Here is a 17,135-nt window from a genome sequence, read left to right on the forward strand (position 1 = left end):
GCGCCCGCAACGATGATCGACTCCGCGCACGAATTCGCCCTGTTCGACGACAACCAGAACGGCCAAGGCGACCTTCTTCTGTCACTACTGGAGGAGATCATCCCGTGCTCGAGGGCAGATGAGGTCGACGACGCGTTCCACGCAATCGAACGTGCCCGCCTGAACGGGAAATGGGTCGCGATTGCTGCCTGCTACGAACTGGGTTACGCCCTCGAACCCCGCTTGCGGGGGCTGCTACGCAACGACGGCGCCCCGCTGCTGACGGCATGGGTGTATGGCCGCGCCGAACGGCTTTCCCCGTCCGAAACCGACGCGCGGATCGCCGCGGTGGTGGCCCGATGCGACGAGCACAGCCGGCTTGGCGGAGTGATGAGCCTGCAGGGCGAGATCGCCGAAGAAGACTACTTGCGCTCCGTCCGACACATTCGCGACTACATCGCGGCCGGCGACTGCTATCAGGTGAACTTCACGTTCGCGCTGCGCGGACGGCTCTACGGTTCGCCGCTGGGCCTGTACCGCGCATTGCGCGCAGCCCAGCCGGTTCGGCACGGGGCGCTGATCTGCCACGCCGACGGCGCAGTCCTCTCGCGTTCGCCCGAGCTGTTCGTCGAACGCCGCGGCGATCGCCTGCACTGCCGTCCGATGAAGGGCACCGCGGCGCGCGATACCGATCCGGCAGCATTGGCGTCGTCGGAAAAAAATCGCGCCGAAAACATCATGATCGTGGATCTCATCCGCAACGACCTGGGGCGCCTGGCGCCCAGCGGTGGCGTGCGGGTCGAGCGGTTGTGCGAAGTCGAGCCCTATCCGAGCGTCTGGCAGATGACCTCGACGGTTGTCGCCGAACCCGTCAAGGCCAGCATTGCCGACGTGTTCCGGGCCCTGTTTCCCTGCGGCTCGGTCACGGGCGCGCCGAAGATCCGGGCGATGCAGATCATCCACGAACTCGAGACGGCGCCGCGCGGCATCTATTGCGGAGCGCTGGGATGGATCGCGCCCGACGGCGATTTCCGCTTTAGCGTGCCGATCCGCACACTGGAGGTCAGTCGCGACCGCGACGCACGGCTCTGCCTGGGCAGCGGCATCGTCGCCGATTCGGAACCGGCAGCCGAGTGGGCCGAGTCCCTGCTCAAGGGGCGTTTCCTGACCGATCTGCGGCCGCCATTCGGCCTCATCGAAACGCTGCGCTGCGAACCGGGTGCGGCCGAGCCCTATCCGCTGCTCGCCCGCCATTTTGCGCGCCTCGCCCGATCTGCCGCCGCATTCGGCTTCACGCTGGATGTCGATGCGATCCGCCGTACGCTGCTCGATCAGGCAAAGACCCTCAGCGGTCCGCAGCGGGTGCGAGTGGAACTCGCTGCGGACGGCAGTTTCGCGCTAGCCGCCACCCCCCTTGAGGACAGCACGGCGAAAACGCCGACCGTCATCGTTTCGACACGCACGATCTCGAGCGAGGATCCCTTGTTGCAGCACAAGACCACCGCCCGCGAGCTCTACGATGCGGAGCTGCGCGGAGCGATGGCGCAGGGCCACTTCGATGCGCTGTTCTTCAACGAGCGCGACGAACTTGCCGAAGGTGCCCGCACGAACGTGTATCTGGACCTTGGCACGGGCTGCCTGCTCACGCCGCCGCTGCACTGCGGCGTGCTGGATGGCGTGTATCGGCGAAAGCTGCTCGACGAAGGGAAAGCCCGCGAGCAGCGCCTGACGCGCACAGACCTGTCACGCGCCCGTGCCATCCTGTTGTCGAATGCGGCCCGTGGCCTGTTCCGTGTCGAACTGGAACTCAGTGGGTGAGGCAGCGACTGCCCGTGCAATTGCACGGCAGCAGTCCTTTGCCGCCATCGGTACACATGCAATGATGGTTCCCGGTTCCGACCGCGGGCATGCCCGTCGGCTCGCCCGGCTCGAAGTCCTCGATACCCAGGAGCTTGAGAAAATGCAGCGCGGCGCTCAAGCCGTGGAATACGGTCAGTTCCCCCGAACCGGCGCATAGCCAGCGTCCGTCCATCGAAATCGCATAGCAGGTGCCCTCGCGCGGACCGACAGCGTGCACCTGGATCTTGCATCGCGACCGACGCCATTGCGGTGCTACCGCAAGTTCCAGCCAGGTTGCGACCTTGCCATGAATCGTCGTTGCAGCATCCATGAGATTCTCCCTCCTTTTTTCGCTCTTATACCGCCGGATCATTGCAACCCGGTGAAATCGTTATATTTTCACAAGTTTATATATTAGCAATATACGATGTTAGCATTCAATACAGAAATCACTTTATAGCTGCACAACATTACCCGATTTGAGTATAGACGCACGCATTTCAGAAATCCGGCTTTTTCAAGGCGCGCACGCTGGCTATACTTTTCGACTCGCAACCGAACCTCGCCAATCATCCGGGATGAACGCATGAAACTCGAAACGCTTGCCGTGCACGGCGGTTACTCGCCCGATCCGACCACCAAGGCGGTGGCGGTACCGATCTATCAGACCACCTCCTACGCGTTCGACGACACCCAGCACGGCGCCGACCTGTTCGACCTGAAGGTGCAGGGCAACATCTACACGCGCATCATGAACCCGACCCAGGATGTGCTGGAGAAGCGCGTCGCGGCCATGGAAGGCGGCATCGCCGCGCTGGCGATGGCTTCGGGGATGGCGGCGATCACCGCATCGATCCAGACGATTGCCGAAGCAGGCGACAACATCGTCACCTCCAGTACACTGTATGGCGGCACCTACAACCTGTTTGCGCACACGCTGCCGCAGTACGGCATCGAGGTGCGCTTCGCGGACTACCGCGACCCCGACGCCTTCGAGCGCCTGATCGACTCCCGCACCAAGGCGGTGTTTTGCGAGTCGGTCGGCAACCCGCTCGGCAACATCACGGACTTCGAGAAACTCGCCGAAGTCGCTCACCGCCACGGCGTGCCGGTGATCGTCGACAACACCGTGCCCTCGCCCTACCTGTGCCGTCCCTTCGAGCATGGTGCAGACATCGTCGTGCATGCGCTGACCAAGTATCTGGGCGGCCACGGCAACTCGATCGGCGGCATCATCGTCGATTCGGGCAAGTTCCCGTGGGCCGAGCACAAGGAGCGCTTCAAGCGCCTCAACGAACCCGACGTGTCGTACCACGGCGTGGTCTATACGGAAGCGCTCGGACCGGCGGCCTACATCGCGCGTGCGCGCGTGGTGCCGCTGCGCAACATGGGTGCCGCGATCTCCCCATTCAACGCCTTCCTGATCCTGCAGGGGATCGAGACGCTGGCGTTGCGCATGGACCGCATCTGCGAGAACTCAGTGAAGATCGCGCGCCATCTCACCAACCACCCGAAGGTCAGCTGGGTCAATTACGCGGGACTGGAAGAGCACAAGGACTTCCCGCTGGTGCAGCGCTACATGGGCGGCCGCGCCTCGGGCATCCTGAACTTCGGCGTGAAGGGCGGCCGTGAAGGCGGTGGTCGCTTCCAGGATGCGCTGAAGCTGGTGACGCGCCTCGTGAACATTGGTGACTGCAAGTCGCTCGCCTGCCATCCGGCCTCGACAACGCACCGCCAGCTCTCGCCCGAGGAGCTCGTGCGCGCCGGCGTGACCGAAGACATGATTCGCCTGTCGGTCGGCATCGAGCATGTCGACGACCTGATCGCGGACCTGGATCAGGCGCTGGCCGCAGCCTGACCACCACACCGCCCCGGCCCCGGCCGGGGGCCGCCAAGCGCCGCCGGACCGGGTTTGCCCCGGCTCCCGCGGCGCTTCTTGCATTCAGCTACCCGCTGCGACTTGGTCGATGAAGCGCGCAAGCTCGATGTCGCGCTCGCTCAGCCCGCCCGCGTCGTGAGTCGAAAGCGTAAGGTCGACGCGGTTGTAGACGTTGAACCACTCCGGATGGTGGTCCATCTTCTCCGCCTTCAGCGCCACGCGTGTCATGAAGGCGAAGGCGGCGTTGAAGTCCTTGAAGCGGATGCTGCGCGTGATCGCGTCGCGTCCCGGCACCGGCGCCCACTCGGGTAGCGTCGCCAGCGCGGCTGCACGTTCGTCGTCGCCAAGTTTCGGACTCATGATCTTCTCCGGTTGATGCACGTGCGGTTTGCACAGCGCTGTCATTTCAGCGAGAACATCGTGCGCCGCGCGGCGCCCTCCTCCCCCGCCTTCTCGCCACCCGCCGCCTCGACCTTGGGGCTGAGCAGGAACACCCGCTCGGCAGGCACCTTGCCGTCCTCGAGCAGCTTGTCCTTGATCGCCTGACCACGCTGCAGGGCGAGCTGACGCACCGCCTCGTCGTCGACCTTGGTGTTGGCGAGGATCAGCGCCTCCATTTCCTCCACCGGCAAGTCCTTGAGCAACCCGATGGCGTTGCGCGGGCGCTTGAAGTCCGCGTCGCGATAGACCTTTCTGAGCCAGGTCGCGTACTCCTCCTGCGTCAGCGTCAGCTCATCGAGCGACGGCGCCTCTTCACCCTTGCGCACCATTTCCTTGAGTTTGGCCGCCTTGACGCTGCGCTCCATCAGAACCCGGCGGAGGCCATCGGGATCGGTGGCTGGATCGGCATGGGCGGTGATCTCGAGCTTCAACGCTGGTCGATCCGCCAAGGCGCGCGCGAGCGTCGCGACTTTCTCGGTGTTCGCCGTATCGAGGCTCGCACGACCTGGCGCGAATTCGACGTAGGACAGCTCCTCCCCGCCGCCGAACATCGAACCGAGCAGCGAGAACGGCGCCGTCAGCGCCTTGCCGATGAGGTTGATGATGGCCTTGATGACGATGCCGGCAACGCTGAACTCGGGGTCGTCGAGCGAGCCGCCGACTGGCATGTTGAGGTCGATCTCGCCACGCCTGTTCTTCAACAGAGACACCGCGAGCTGTACCGGCAGATTCAGGGCCGTGGGGCTGTCCACCTTGTCCCCGAAGGTGAGCTGATCCAGGAAGATGCGGTTGGTCGCACTGAGTTTGCGGTCTTCGATCTTGTAATGCAGGTCAGCCGACAGCTTGCCTTTGTCGATGCCGTAACCGACGTACTTGCCCGAATACGCCGAGACGCCGGTGAGCTCGAAATCCTTCACCGACGCGGCGATGTCGAGGTAGCGATCCTGGCGGAAAGGGTTGAGCTGGCCTGCCACGGTGACGGGTGCGGCATTGTCGACCTTGCCCCGCAAATCGAGCTTCGCGATTGTCGACGGATCGGAAGACAGGCCGACGAGCTCGCCCTCCATGCCGGTGAGGTTGGCGTCGTAGTTCGGGCGGATGAAGCGGTCGCTGAACTCGATGTTGCCCTGCTTGATCGCGATCTTACCAATCGAGATCGGCGGAGGCGGCACGCTCGGGGGTGGGAGCGTGGTTTCCGCCTTGCCCGACGCTGGCGCCGCCGGGGCCGGTGGCGCTTCGCCCGGTATGGGCGTGGCGGCGGGCTGCGCTGCCTCCGGCGTGTCATGATGACGGATCTCGCGCAGGTTGAGCCGGCCCTGTTCGTCCAGGATCAGGCGCGTATAGAAGTCGTTGAGCGAGATCTCCTTGACCGCCACCGCGAGCGGCGCGAGGCGGAAGTCGATACCGCTGACGGCGAGTTTCTTCCAACGCAGGAAGTCCGCGGCCTGCATCTTGTCGATGGACGCGAAGTTGTCGACCCCGACGTCGCCACGGAAGCTCGCCTTGAAGCTGCCGTCACGCACCTGCTCGAAGGCCAGCTTGCCGCGCGTGCCGAGGTTTCCGCGCGAGATGGCGATATTGAGTTGTTCTACGACGTAGGGCTGCAGCGGGAGCAGATCGACCGCCTTGAGATCGAGGCTCAGATCGCCCTTGAGTGGCTCCATGCCGACAACGCCCTTCACGCCGACGCTGCCGCGCTTGTTCACGCGCGCCGCGAGGTCGAGCTTCGCCGTGGAGCCTTTCGCCGTGCTGATCCCTTCCGCACCGAGTTTGATCGCGTCGGCGAGTAGCACGATGGGCATGCCCTGCGTGCGGTCCTCGAAGCGCGCGGACCAGTCGGCGAGGGCGAGTTTGTTCACCGTCACGGCCCAAGGCTTGACCGCCCCGTCATCCGCGGACGGCTTGCTGCCCTTCGCCGGCTTGGCTGCCTTGGCAGGCTTTACGGCCGGTCCGGCCTTTTCCCGCTTCTGCTCACCAACGAGGCCGAGGACGTCGAGCTTGCCCTGCTTGTCCCTGACCGCGGCAAATGCGGCTCCGGTCGATTCGACACTGCCGACGCTCACGCTGCGGTCAGCCGGCACGACCTTGAGGTCATTGACGGCGAAGCGTGCGAGCTTGGCGAGCGGTTGCTTCTGCCCCTTGAGCGCGAGCTCGAATTCCCGTAGCACGAGCGACTCGGCGAGCAGGTCGAGTTGCGGCTCGTCGCCGGCCATCTTCACCTTGTATTGCACGGTCGCGTCGGCGCGCCCGCCGCGGACGTCGCCGCCCGGAATCTCGGCTGCGTAGTACGGCAGGTAGCGCGGGACGAGGAAGTTCTCCGCCGCGATGCGGCCCTCGACCTCAAGCGGACTCAGGCGCACGCGGTCGCGATGGCTGCTCTTCTCGCCCGCGTCCGTGGAGAAATCGAGGGCAACTTCGGCGACAGCTTCCGGCGCGGTGCTGAGATTGCGGGCCTCGAACTGCAGGTCCTTGATCTCGGTGCGGAACGCCTCGCCCCCACTGTTCGGTCCGGCCGCTGCGCGATCCTCGACACGGATGGTCGCCCCCGTGATCGTCGCCTTGTCCAGCGTGAACAGGAGCGGCGCTGCAGCGGCCGGGGTCGCCCCAGGCACTGCGGCGGGGGGTGGCTGCGGCGCGGTGTCGGAAGGACTGGCCCCCTGCGCGGCGGCAGGCTCGGGAGCCGCTGCAGCAGGCTTTTCCGCGGGCGGAGGCAGGATCTCCTGGAAATTCAGGCGTCCGTTGGCAAGGCGCACGACGTCCACGCTCGGTTGCGCGATCTCGACGCGGTCGAAATGGAGCTTGCGCGCGAGCGGCTGCACATCGGCAAGGCCGACCGAGAGCGTCGGAATGTCGAGCAGCGGGGCGCCGTCCGCATCCTGCAGCGTGATCGAAGCGAAATCGACCGTTCCTTTCAGCGCGACATTCGGCGTCTCGTCGGCGACCTGCGAGAAGGCGAGTTCGAGATTGGTCGAGACCCGGCCTTCAGACAGCCGGAACGCGGGCTTGAAAGGGAGGTAGGCGACGTAGGGAGTGAAGTCGAATCCGTCGAGCTTGAGGTCGAGGACGGTGTCGCGGTCGTTGGCGAACGGTCGCGTACGCCCCACGAGTTGCAGGGGGTGGCCATTGATCAGCGCGGAGATGACCGGCTCGATGAAGAGCTCGACCTTGACTGGCAGGTTGGAGACGAAGGGCAGGCCGATGGTGAGGTCGGTGATGTCGTTCTTGACGCCGACCAACCGGTCGTCGACGTGAACTGCGCCGTCGACGAGCTGGATGTTGTTCAGCGAGAAAAGCGCAGGCTTGTCGTCCTCCGATTTCGGCCGAGCGGCGAGCCGTTCCTGGACATCGCTCCAACTGTGTCGGGTGTCGTCGAGACGCACGAAATTGACGCGCGGCGCCTCGAGACGGATCTCGCGCAAGACGGGCGCGCCACGGAAGATCGACTCGCCTTCGAGGTTCGCATACAGCGAGCGGAACGAGAACGCCCCGGGCTGACCGTCGGCTTCGGCAATGTCGAGCCCGGTTGCGGTCACGGACATCGCGAAGGGGTTGATGTCGATATCCTGGATCGTGACCTGACGGCCGAGGACGTCCGATGCGATCTTCTGTCCGAAGTGTCGGACCAGCGGCGGCGCGGCCAGGAAGCCGAGCACGGCGATCACGAGAATGGTGCCTGCCAGCCACTTGGCAGGACGCTTGAGCCGGGCACGATCGAATCGCGAACTACGAGCCTGTGACTCGACGGACATGCAGGGTCTCCAAGGAAATACCGAACGGATGACTGGAACGCTCCAGCCCATGACATCAATCTAGCAGGCCACCGCACGAGTGTGAATCTCCGCCGCACCAATCCACGATCCTGGGCCTTTTGCACCATTGCGAGTACGGCGGAACTGTCTCCGAAAATTTCCGACCGGAATCGGTCGCGCGTCGACGCAGGCTGCAGCCGGACCGCGGTGCGGGCCGAATTGATTGGATACACGAACGGTTTGACACGCATCAAGGATCACCCTGCTGGAATTGCGAGAATTCATCCACCCACACAGGAGACCCGCAACCATGAGCCAGATCACTTCCCTGATGACCGACGACCACCGCCACTGCGACGAGTCCTTTGCCCGTGCCGAAACGGCTGTGGCCAAAGGCAAGTGGGACGAGGCGAGCGCAGCCCTGGAACAGTTCGCAAGCGAGCTTGAAGGGCATTTCGATGCCGAGGAATCCCTCCTCTTCCCGAAGTTCGAGGCCGCCACGGGGATGACCGAAGGCCCGACCAAGGTGATGCGCGGCGAGCATGCCGAGATGCGCAGCGCGCTTGCCCGCATGCGCGAGGCGCTGGCCAACAAGGACAAGGACGATTACGCCGGCGAATCGGAAACCCTGCTGATCCTGATGCAGCAGCACAATATGAAGGAAGAGAATATTCTTTATCCGATGTGCGACTCGCACCTGTCCGGCACCGACGTCGCGAGCGGGTTGAGCGAGCGCCTCCACGCGAGGGCCTGATGAAGAAAACTGTAGACGCGCGCGGTCTGGAACCACCGCAGCCTTTCGAACTGGTGATGGATGCCTTGGCGGACCTGCCCAAGGGAGAGGGTCTTGTGCTCCTCCTCGATCGCATGCCCCATCCGCTGTTCCGCATTCTGGACCGCGACGGCTACAAGTATGAAAGCCGCATCCGCGACGACGGTGTCGTGGAGATCGACATAGTGAATCCATGATTCCAGACGGGCAAACCCTCAGCTACGACGCAGCGCCGGCCTTCTCGACCCCGCTGCGTTTCTTTCTCACCGCCCCACTCTTCGGCGCCGCGGCCGGGGCCGCCCTGCTGGCTGCGCCCGAACTGCTGGAATCGAGGTGGACGCCCGGTGCACTGGCGGTGACGCACCTGATCGCCGTCGGCTTCATGCTGACGGTGATGCTGGGGGCCCTGTTCCAGGTCTTGCCGGTGGTCGCGGGGGCGGTGATTCCGCGCTCGGGCCCGGTTGCGAAGGTGGTGCATCTGACGATGACGTTCGGTGCCCTGTGCCTGGCGTGGGGGCTGGGCAGAGGCTCACCTGCCTTTCTCGCACCGGCAACGGTATTGCTCGGGGGAGGACTCGCGCTCTTCGTGGTGGCCGCTTTTCTGGGGCTGCGGCGGATCCCCGTCGCACAGGCGACACCACGCGACCTGCGTATCGCACTGCTCGGGTTCGCGGTTGCCGTCGCGCTCGGCATCACCCTGGCGCTCGCGCTGGGCGGCCACCTCGATCTGCGGCTGCTGACAATGCTCAAACTGCATATCGGCTGGGCCCTAGTGGGCGGTGCGGGCGTGCTGCTCGCGGCGGCGAGCTGGGTGGTCGTGCCGATGTTCCAGATTACCCCGAACTACCCGATGCCACTCACGCGCTTCTGGGCGCTGGGGACGGGGGCGGTGCTGCTCGCGTGGAGTACGACGGTGTATGGCGAACTGGGGTCGGCCGAGTTCGCGCTGTCGGCAGTCCTCGCGGTGCTGTGCGTGCTGTTCGCGGTCAGCACGCTGAATCTGCAGCGGCAATCGCGGCGCACGGTGCCGGACATGACGACAAGGGCCTTCCAGGTCGGGATGGGGAGCTTCATCGCGGGCCTCGTCTGCGTGCTCGTCGCGCAGCAGTCGGATCATCAGGTATGGCCCCTCCTCGCCGGAATCCTGATCCTGCACGGCGGCTTCGTCAGCGTGATCATCGGCATGATGTACAAGATCATCCCGTTCCTGGCATGGCTGCACCTCACCCAGGATGTCGGCAAGGCGCCGAACATGAAGAAGTTGCAGCCGGACTCGCCGATACGGCGTCATCTGGCGCTGCACGCGGTCGCGCTCGCTGCCCTGCTCGTGGCGGCACTCGTCGGCAATCACTGGCTGATCCGCATTGCCGGACTGCTGGTCGTCGCCGAGTTTGGCTTTCTCCTTTCCAACATCGTCAAGGTGCTTGGGAATTATCGGCGGGCGCGCGCGGGCTGAGTCTCACGCCCGCCCGTCCGGGGACTAGTACCGAAGAACTAGTCCGGCCGGCGCGACACTAATACTTCACCCCCTGCTTTTGGCGAATGTTCGCCGGCAGTCGCGAGGAATAACCTTGTTTCCAGCATGGAGCGCAGTGCGCTCCGCCCTGGAGGATGAGGAAGATGGCCTCGCAACGCCGCAAGCAGTTCTCCGTTCTGGTGATGAGCACGACCGCATTCACGATGTGTTTTGCGGCGTGGATGCTGTTCGCCGTGATCGGCATTCCGATCAAGGCCCAATTGGGCCTCAATGAGACGCAGTTCGGCCTCCTGGCTGCAATGCCGGTGCTGACCGGCGCTCTGGTGCGCCTGCCGCTGGGCATGCTGACCGACAAGCTGGGCGGCCGGCTGGTGTTCTTCGCGCTGATGGTGGCCACGGTCGCACCGATCTGGCTGATCAGCCACGCCACGGCATACTGGCAGTTCCTGCTGGCCGGCCTCTTCGTCGGCCTCGCCGGCGGCTCGTTCTCGGTAGGCATCGCCTACTGTGCGCGCTGGTTCGAGCGCAAGAACCAGGGCTTCGCGATGGGCGTATTCGGCGCCGGCAATTCGGGCGCAGCGGTGACCAAGCTGGTCGCGCCGATGCTGGTCGTGGCCTTCGGCTGGGAGTTCGTGCCGAAGGCCTTCGCCATGGCGATGCTCGCGATCGCGATCGCCTTCTGGCTCTTCACCTACGAAGATCCCGAGCACCGCGTGTCGTCGAACGTGAGTTTCGCCGACCAGTTGCGCGTGCTGAAGAATCCGCGGGTGTGGAAGTACTGCCAGTACTACTCGATCGTCTTCGGCGGCTACGTCGCGCTCGCGCTGTGGATGACCAAGTACTACGTCACGGAGTTTGGCCTGGGCCTCGAGACCGCGGCCCTCCTCGCGGCGTGCTTCTCGCTGCCGGGCGGCGTGCTGCGCGCAGTGGGCGGCTGGTTCTCGGACCGCTTCGGCGCGCACAAGGTGACTTGGTGGGTGATGTGGGTGTCGTGGGTCTGCCTGTTCCTGCTCTCCTACCCGCACACCGAGTTCACGATCATGACCGTGGCCGGCCCAAAGACCTTCGCGATTCATCACAACGTCTGGTTCTTCACTGCGCTGATGTTCACGGTGGGTGTGGCCTGGGCATTCGGCAAGGCCTCGGTGTTCAAGTACATCTCGGATGAATTCCCCCACGAGATCGGCGCCGTGTCGGGAATCGTCGGCCTCGTCGGCGGCCTCGGCGGCTTCCTGCTGCCGATCATGTTCGGCGCCCTCCTCGACCTGACCGGCGTCCGCTCCAGCGCCTTCATGCTGCTCTACGGCGTGACCTGGGTGTCGCTGATCTGGATGTACTGGACCGAGGTGCGCCGCACCGACGTCATGCACGGCGGCGCAGCAGCCACTACCAAGTGATCCCGAAACAAACACGAAATTCCTGAGTGAGGAGAAAGCATGTCACCTGAAAAACTCCGCTCGATCCCGCCGGTTCCAGGCCCCGTTCCCGCCGGCGTAGACGCAGGCGGCCGGGGTCGCGGAGCTGACATCGCGGACTGGCGCCCCGAGGACGAGACCTTCTGGGCACGCGAAGGCAAGCGCGTCGCCAACCGCAACCTGTGGATCTCGATCCCGAGTCTGCTGTGCGGCTTCGCCGTGTGGCTGATGTGGGGAATCATCACGGTGCAGATGGCGAACGCGGGCTTCCCCTTCACGCCCGACCAGCTGTTCTCGATCGCTGCGATCTCCGGTCTTTCCGGCGCGACGCTGCGCATCCCCGCCTCCTTCTTCATCCGCATCTGTGGCGGCCGCAACACCGTGTGGCTGACAACCGCGCTGCTGATAATCCCGGCGCTCGGCACCGGCCTCGCGCTGCAGGACAAGGCGACACCGCTGTGGGTGTTCCAGCTCATGGCGCTGCTCTCGGGCATCGGTGGCGGCAACTTCGCCTGTTCGATGGCCAACATCAGCACCTTCTTCCCCAAACGTCTGCAGGGCACGGCGCTCGGGCTCAACGCCGGTCTCGGCAACTTCGGCGTGACGACCTCGCAGATCCTGATCCCGGCGGTGATGACAATCGGCGTGTTCGGCGCGCTGGGCGGCGATGCGCTGCCGCTGGCGAAGGATTCCGCGACGCTGATCGGCAAGATCTCCGCCGGCACGCCGACCTGGGTGCAGAACGCGGGCTTCGTGTGGCTGGTGTTGTTGGTGCCGCTGGCGTTGATCGGCTGGTTCGGGCTGAACAATCTGAAGACCGTTTCGCCGAACATCGGCTCGACCGGCGCAGCAATGGGCAAGGTCCTCACGCTCTATGCCGTCGCACTCGTGGTGTCGGGCATCGGCCTGTACCTCTACCTGCCGGCCCCCAGCGGCCTCGGCCTGCTGTCGGGCAATGGCATGTGGGCGGTGCCGCCGCTGGTGACGATCGGTACGCTGTTCGGCATGAAGGCGGTCGCGACAAGCGACGTCAAGGCCAACCTCGACAAGCAGTTCGCGATCTTCCGCAATAAGCACACGTGGTCGATGACGGCGCTGTACCTGGTGACCTTCGGCTCCTTCATCGGCTTCTCGATGGCCGTGCCGCTGTCGATCACGGTGATCTTCGGCAATACGCACGTGTTCGATCCGGCCACCAGCGCCTGGGTGCATGCGAAGAACCCGAATGCGCCTTCCGCGCTGATGTACGCCTGGATCGGGCCCTTCGTCGGTGCGCTGATCCGACCGGTCGGTGGCTGGATTTCCGACAAGCTCGGCGGCTCGATCGTTACGCAAGTGATCTCCTTCGTGCTCGTCGTCGCCTCCGCGGTGACCGGCTACGTGATGCACCTCGCCTACCAGTCGGCCACCCCGGAGCAGTACTTCCTGGTGTTCATGCTGCTCTTCATCCTGCTGTTCGCCGCCTCCGGCATCGGCAACGGCTCGACTTTCCGCACCGTGGGCTTCGTGTTCGACCAGGACCAGCGCGGCCCGGTGCTGGGCTGGACCTCGGCGATCGGCGGCTACGGCTCCTTCATCGCGCCGGTCGTCATCGGCCAGCAGATCAAGGCCGGCACGCCGGAAAACGCGATGTATGGCTTCGCCGTGTTCTACGCGCTGTGCGTACTGATCAACTGGTGGTTCTACCTGCGCAAGAACGCCTACATCCGCAACCCCTGACCCGAATTTCGAACACCTCCGAACACAACAAACGACCGAAACGCAAAGCAGGATTCACAGGAGCAAGCAATGAGTCATTTTCTCGACCGCCTGAAATTCTTCGACAAGGTGAAGGACTCCTTCGCCGGCGGCCACGGCATCGTCACCAACGAGGACCGCAGCTGGGAAGACGCCTACCGCAACCGCTGGCGCCACGACAAGGTCGTGCGCTCGACGCACGGCGTGAACTGCACGGGCGGCTGTTCGTGGAAGATTTTCGTCAAGAACGGCCTGGTGTCGTTCGAGATGCAGCAGACGGACTACCCGCGCACCCGCGAGGACCTGCCGAACCATGAGCCGCGCGGCTGCCAGCGTGGCGCGTCGTTCTCGTGGTACCTGTATTCGCCGCACCGCATCAAGCACCCGATGATCCGCGGCCGCCTGCTCGAGGTGTATCGCGCAGAGCGCAAGAGCGGCAAGGATCCGGTCGAAGCCTGGGCGGCGATCCAGGCCGACAACACCAAGCGCGACAAGTACGTGAAGGTGCGCGGCCTGGGCGGCTTCGTGCGCACGAACTGGGACGAGGTCAACGAGATCATCGCCGCGGCGAACATCTACACAATCAAGAAGTGGGGCCCGGACCGCATCTACGGCTTCTCGCCGATTCCCGCGATGTCGATGATCTCCTACGCCGCCGGCGCGCGTTACCTGTCGCTGATCGGCGCGGCCTGCGGTTCGTTCTACGACTGGTACTGCGACCTGCCCGCGGCCTCCCCCCAGACCTGGGGCGAGCAGACCGACGTGCCGGAAGCGGCCGACTGGTACAACTCGACCTACCTCATCATCACCGGCGCGAACCTGCCGATGACCCGCACGCCGGACGCGCACTTTGCGACCGAAGTCCGCTACAAGGGCGCGAAGATCGTGTCGATGGCGCCGGACTACGCGGAGTACGTGAAGTTCGCCGACCTGTGGATGCCGGTCAAGCAGGGCACCGACGCCGCGGCCTTCCTCGCGATGGGGCACGTCGCGCTGAAGGAATACTTCATCGAGCGCCAGGAACCCTACTTCATCGAGTACGCGCAGAAGTACACCGACCTGCCGATGCAGGTGATCCTGCGCGCGCACGACGGCGCCTTCGTGCCCGACCGCAACCTGCGCGCCTCGGACTTCGACGGCAACCTCGGCGAGGCGAACAACCCCGACTGGAAGACGATCGTGTTCGACGCGCGCACGAACGCCTATGTCGCGCCGAACGGCTCGGTGGGCTTCCGCTGGGGCGAGGAAGGCAAGTGGAACCTGCTCGCGAAGAACGCCGCGAACCAGCAGGACATCGACGCCGAACTGTCGTGCATCGACAAACGCGATGACGTCGCATCGGTCGGCTTCCCGCACTTCCAGCCGGGCGAACCGGGCCTGCTGTACCGCAACGTGCCGGTCCGCAAGCTCACCCTGGCGTCCGGCGAAACCGTGTTCGTCGCCTCCGTCTTCGACCTGCAGGTCGCACAGTACGGCATCGATCGCGGACTGGGCGGCAAGAACGTCGCGAAGTCCTACGAGGACGTGACGGTCGCCTACACCCCCGCCTGGGCCTCCAAGGTCACCGGCGTGAAGGCCGCCGACATCGAGCGCACCGGTCGCGAATTCGCGCAGAACGCGGCCAAGACGCGCGGCAAGTCCATGATCATCATGGGCGCGGCGATCAACCACTGGTACCACAACGACATGCAGTACCGGTCGATCATGAACCTGCTGCACATGTGCGGCTGCGTCGGCCAGAGCGGCGGCGGCTGGGCTCACTACGTCGGCCAGGAGAAGCTGCGTCCGCAGGCCGGCTGGGCGCCGATCGCGTTCGCGACCGACTGGCAGCGTCCGCCGCGCCACCAGAACTCGACCTCCTACTGGTACTTCCACACAGACCAGTGGCGCTACGAGACCATCGACGCCGACGAGCTGCTGCAGCCGGCCGCGAAGGGCAAGTACAAGGGCTACAAGCTCGCCGACTACAACGTCGCCGCGACCCGCATGGGCTGGCTGCCGTCCATGCCGCACTTCAACCGCAACCCGCTCGACCTCGTCGCCGAAGCCGAGAAGGCCGGGGCGACCGATGAGGCCGGCGTCGCGAAGTACATCGTCGACGAACTCAAGTCGGGCAAGCTCGACGTCGCATTCGCCGACCCGGACGCGGAAGAGAACTGGCCGCGCAACCTCTTCGTGTGGCGCGCCAACCTGATCGGCTCGTCCGCGAAGGGTCACGAGTACTTCCTCAAGCACTTGCTTGGCGCGCAGAACGGCGTGCTGCAGGAAGGCGGCGACGGCAAGGGCACGAAGGAAGTGAAGTGGCGCGAGGAAGCGCCCGTCGGCAAGCTCGACCTGATGGTGGACATCAACTTCCGCCTCAACTCGACCGGCGCTTACTCCGACATCATCCTGCCGACGGCGACGTGGTACGAGAAGAACGACCTCAACACCACCGACATGCACCCCTTCATCCACCCGCTGTCCGAAGCCGTGACGCCGGGCTGGGAGTCGAAGTCGGACTGGCAGATCTTCCGCACGATCGCGAAGAAGTTCTCCGATCTCGCCGAGAAGCACCTGGGCGTCGCGAAGGACATCGTCGCGCTGCCAATGCAGCACGACTCGCCGTTCGAGCTGGCGCAGCCGCTCGGCCAGGTGCGCGACTGGAAGAAGGGCGAATGCGAGCCGGTGCCGGGCAAGACCATGCCGCTGCTGAAGGTCGTCGAGCGCAACTTCGCCGACACCTACAAGAAGTACATCGCGCTCGGCCCGCTGATGACCAAGCTCGGCAACAACGTGAAGGGTCTCGACTGGAACACGGACGCCGAGTACGAAGAGCTGAAGAAGTGCAACTACACGGTGCAGATCCCCGGCATCTCCTTCGGCATGCCCTCGCTGGAAGAGGACATCTCGGTGTGCGATGCGGTGATGCGCATGGCCCCCGAGACCAACGGTGAAGTCGCGCACAAGTCGTGGTCGGCCCTGTCGAAGAAGACCGGCATCGACCATCACCACCTGTACGCCGGCCGCCACGAGGACAAGATCACCTTCCGCGACATCCAGGCCCAGCCGCGCAAGATTATCACCGCACCGACCTGGTCCGGCATCGAGTCGGAGACCGTGAGCTACACCGCGGGCTACACCAACATCCACGAGCACATCCCGTTCCGCACGCTCACGGGCCGCGCGCACTTCTACCAGGATCACGAGTGGTTCCTCGACTTCGGCGAAGGCTTCTGCGCCTATCGTCCGCCGATCGACATGAAGGCCCAGAAGGTGATCCCCGACTCCGTGCGCAAGAAGCCGCACCTGACGCTGTCGTGGATCACGCCGCACTCAAAGTGGGGCATCCACTCGTCCTACCAGGACAACCTGCGCATGCTGTCGCTGTTCCGCGGCGGCCCCTACGTGTGGGTCTCGGAGGACGACGCGAAGGAGATCGGCCTGCGCGACAACGACTGGGTCGAGGCGATCAACGCCAACGGCGCGACGATGGCCCGTGCGGTGGTTTCGCAGCGGGTGCCGCGCGGCATGGCGCTGATGTACCACGCACAGGAGAAGACGGTGAACGTCCCCGGCTCGCCCTCCACGGGCAAGCGTGGCGGCATCCTGAACTCGGTGACGCGCGTGATCGTGAAGCCCACCAACATGGTCGGTGGCTACGCCCAGCTTGCGTACAGTTTCAACTACTACGGCACGGTGGGCTGCCAGCGCGACGAGGTGGTGGTGCTGCACAAGGTCGCGGATCAGGACATCGACTGGCTGGAGCGGCCGCTGACGCCGGAGCGCGAACAGCAGCGCAACCCGGTCGGCGTCGGGCCCCGCTAACGCACACGAAAGGGTACTTCCGCGCGCGGGCAGCTGCGGC

General features: G+C 64.8%; 11 protein-coding genes. 8 read left to right on the forward strand and 3 right to left on the reverse strand.

Annotated elements, in window-relative coordinates; all coding sequences use genetic code 11:
- Positions 1 to 12: 12 nt before the first annotated feature.
- A complete protein-coding gene (gene pabB, locus ToN1_RS00345) occupies positions 13 to 1,797 on the forward strand; it encodes an aminodeoxychorismate synthase component I (RefSeq protein WP_169208777.1) in 1,785 nt (594 codons plus the stop codon).
- Here the strand turns inward: pabB and ToN1_RS00350 are convergent.
- Complete coding sequence (locus ToN1_RS00350; RefSeq protein WP_169208776.1) at positions 1,787 to 2,149, reverse strand: hypothetical protein; 363 nt, start codon at positions 2,147 to 2,149, stop codon at positions 1,787 to 1,789. The genes pabB and ToN1_RS00350 overlap by 11 nt on opposite strands.
- Before the next feature lie 255 nt (positions 2,150 to 2,404).
- On the opposite strand from ToN1_RS00350, the gene ToN1_RS00355 reads away from it, so the two are divergent.
- Entirely contained in the window at positions 2,405 to 3,676 is a 1,272-nt protein-coding gene (locus ToN1_RS00355) for a bifunctional O-acetylhomoserine aminocarboxypropyltransferase/cysteine synthase (RefSeq protein ID WP_169208775.1), read from the forward strand.
- An 84-nt stretch (positions 3,677 to 3,760) separates the two neighbouring features.
- On the opposite strand, the gene ToN1_RS00360 is transcribed toward ToN1_RS00355, so the two are convergent.
- On the reverse strand, positions 3,761 to 4,057 hold the full coding sequence (locus tag ToN1_RS00360; protein WP_169208774.1) for a 4a-hydroxytetrahydrobiopterin dehydratase: 297 nt from the start codon (positions 4,055 to 4,057) through the stop codon (positions 3,761 to 3,763).
- A 41-nt stretch (positions 4,058 to 4,098) separates the two neighbouring features.
- Positions 4,099 to 7,887, reverse strand: coding sequence for a DUF748 domain-containing protein (locus ToN1_RS00365; protein ID WP_210147942.1), 3,789 nt, complete (start codon positions 7,885 to 7,887; stop codon positions 4,099 to 4,101).
- Between the two features lie 310 nt (positions 7,888 to 8,197).
- On the opposite strand from ToN1_RS00365, the gene ToN1_RS00370 reads away from it, so the two are divergent.
- From ToN1_RS00370 to ToN1_RS00395, 6 genes are all read left to right on the forward strand, one after another.
- Positions 8,198 to 8,641, forward strand: a complete 444-nt coding sequence (locus ToN1_RS00370) for a hemerythrin domain-containing protein (protein WP_169208552.1) — start codon at positions 8,198 to 8,200, stop codon at positions 8,639 to 8,641.
- A complete protein-coding gene (locus ToN1_RS00375; protein WP_210147943.1) occupies positions 8,641 to 8,856 on the forward strand; it encodes a DUF2249 domain-containing protein in 216 nt (71 codons plus the stop codon). Before ToN1_RS00370 ends, ToN1_RS00375 begins: the two co-directional genes overlap by 1 nt.
- A complete protein-coding gene (locus tag ToN1_RS00380) occupies positions 8,853 to 10,115 on the forward strand; it encodes a GumC domain-containing protein (RefSeq protein WP_169208553.1) in 1,263 nt (420 codons plus the stop codon). The genes ToN1_RS00375 and ToN1_RS00380 overlap by 4 nt, the downstream gene beginning before the upstream one ends.
- Before the next feature lie 164 nt (positions 10,116 to 10,279).
- Positions 10,280 to 11,533, forward strand: coding sequence for an MFS transporter (locus ToN1_RS00385; RefSeq protein WP_169208554.1), 1,254 nt, complete (start codon positions 10,280 to 10,282; stop codon positions 11,531 to 11,533).
- A gap of 39 nt (positions 11,534 to 11,572) precedes the next feature.
- A complete protein-coding gene (locus tag ToN1_RS00390) occupies positions 11,573 to 13,270 on the forward strand; it encodes an MFS transporter (protein ID WP_210147944.1) in 1,698 nt (565 codons plus the stop codon).
- A 69-nt stretch (positions 13,271 to 13,339) separates the two neighbouring features.
- Complete coding sequence (locus tag ToN1_RS00395; protein WP_169208555.1) at positions 13,340 to 17,095, forward strand: nitrate reductase subunit alpha; 3,756 nt, start codon at positions 13,340 to 13,342, stop codon at positions 17,093 to 17,095.
- Positions 17,096 to 17,135 lie beyond the last annotated feature (40 nt).

It is taken from the genome of Aromatoleum petrolei (assembly GCF_017894385.1).
Taxonomy (GTDB): domain Bacteria; phylum Pseudomonadota; class Gammaproteobacteria; order Burkholderiales; family Rhodocyclaceae; genus Aromatoleum; species Aromatoleum petrolei.

Bases quoted from the DNA above. Each gene is read 5' to 3' on its own strand.
- pabB (WP_169208777.1), top strand. From the start codon at position 13: ATGATCGACTCCGCGCACGAATTCGCCCTGTTCGACGACAACCAGAAC.
- ToN1_RS00350 (WP_169208776.1), bottom strand. From the start codon at position 2,149: ATGGATGCTGCAACGACGATTCATGGCAAGGTCGCAACCTGGCTGGAA.
- ToN1_RS00355 (WP_169208775.1), top strand. From the start codon at position 2,405: ATGAAACTCGAAACGCTTGCCGTGCACGGCGGTTACTCGCCCGATCCG.
- ToN1_RS00360 (WP_169208774.1), bottom strand. From the start codon at position 4,057: ATGAGTCCGAAACTTGGCGACGACGAACGTGCAGCCGCGCTGGCGACG.
- ToN1_RS00365 (WP_210147942.1), bottom strand. From the start codon at position 7,887: ATGTCCGTCGAGTCACAGGCTCGTAGTTCGCGATTCGATCGTGCCCGG.
- ToN1_RS00370 (WP_169208552.1), top strand. From the start codon at position 8,198: ATGAGCCAGATCACTTCCCTGATGACCGACGACCACCGCCACTGCGAC.
- ToN1_RS00375 (WP_210147943.1), top strand. From the start codon at position 8,641: ATGAAGAAAACTGTAGACGCGCGCGGTCTGGAACCACCGCAGCCTTTC.
- ToN1_RS00380 (WP_169208553.1), top strand. From the start codon at position 8,853: ATGATTCCAGACGGGCAAACCCTCAGCTACGACGCAGCGCCGGCCTTC.
- ToN1_RS00385 (WP_169208554.1), top strand. From the start codon at position 10,280: ATGGCCTCGCAACGCCGCAAGCAGTTCTCCGTTCTGGTGATGAGCACG.
- ToN1_RS00390 (WP_210147944.1), top strand. From the start codon at position 11,573: ATGTCACCTGAAAAACTCCGCTCGATCCCGCCGGTTCCAGGCCCCGTT.
- ToN1_RS00395 (WP_169208555.1), top strand. From the start codon at position 13,340: ATGAGTCATTTTCTCGACCGCCTGAAATTCTTCGACAAGGTGAAGGAC.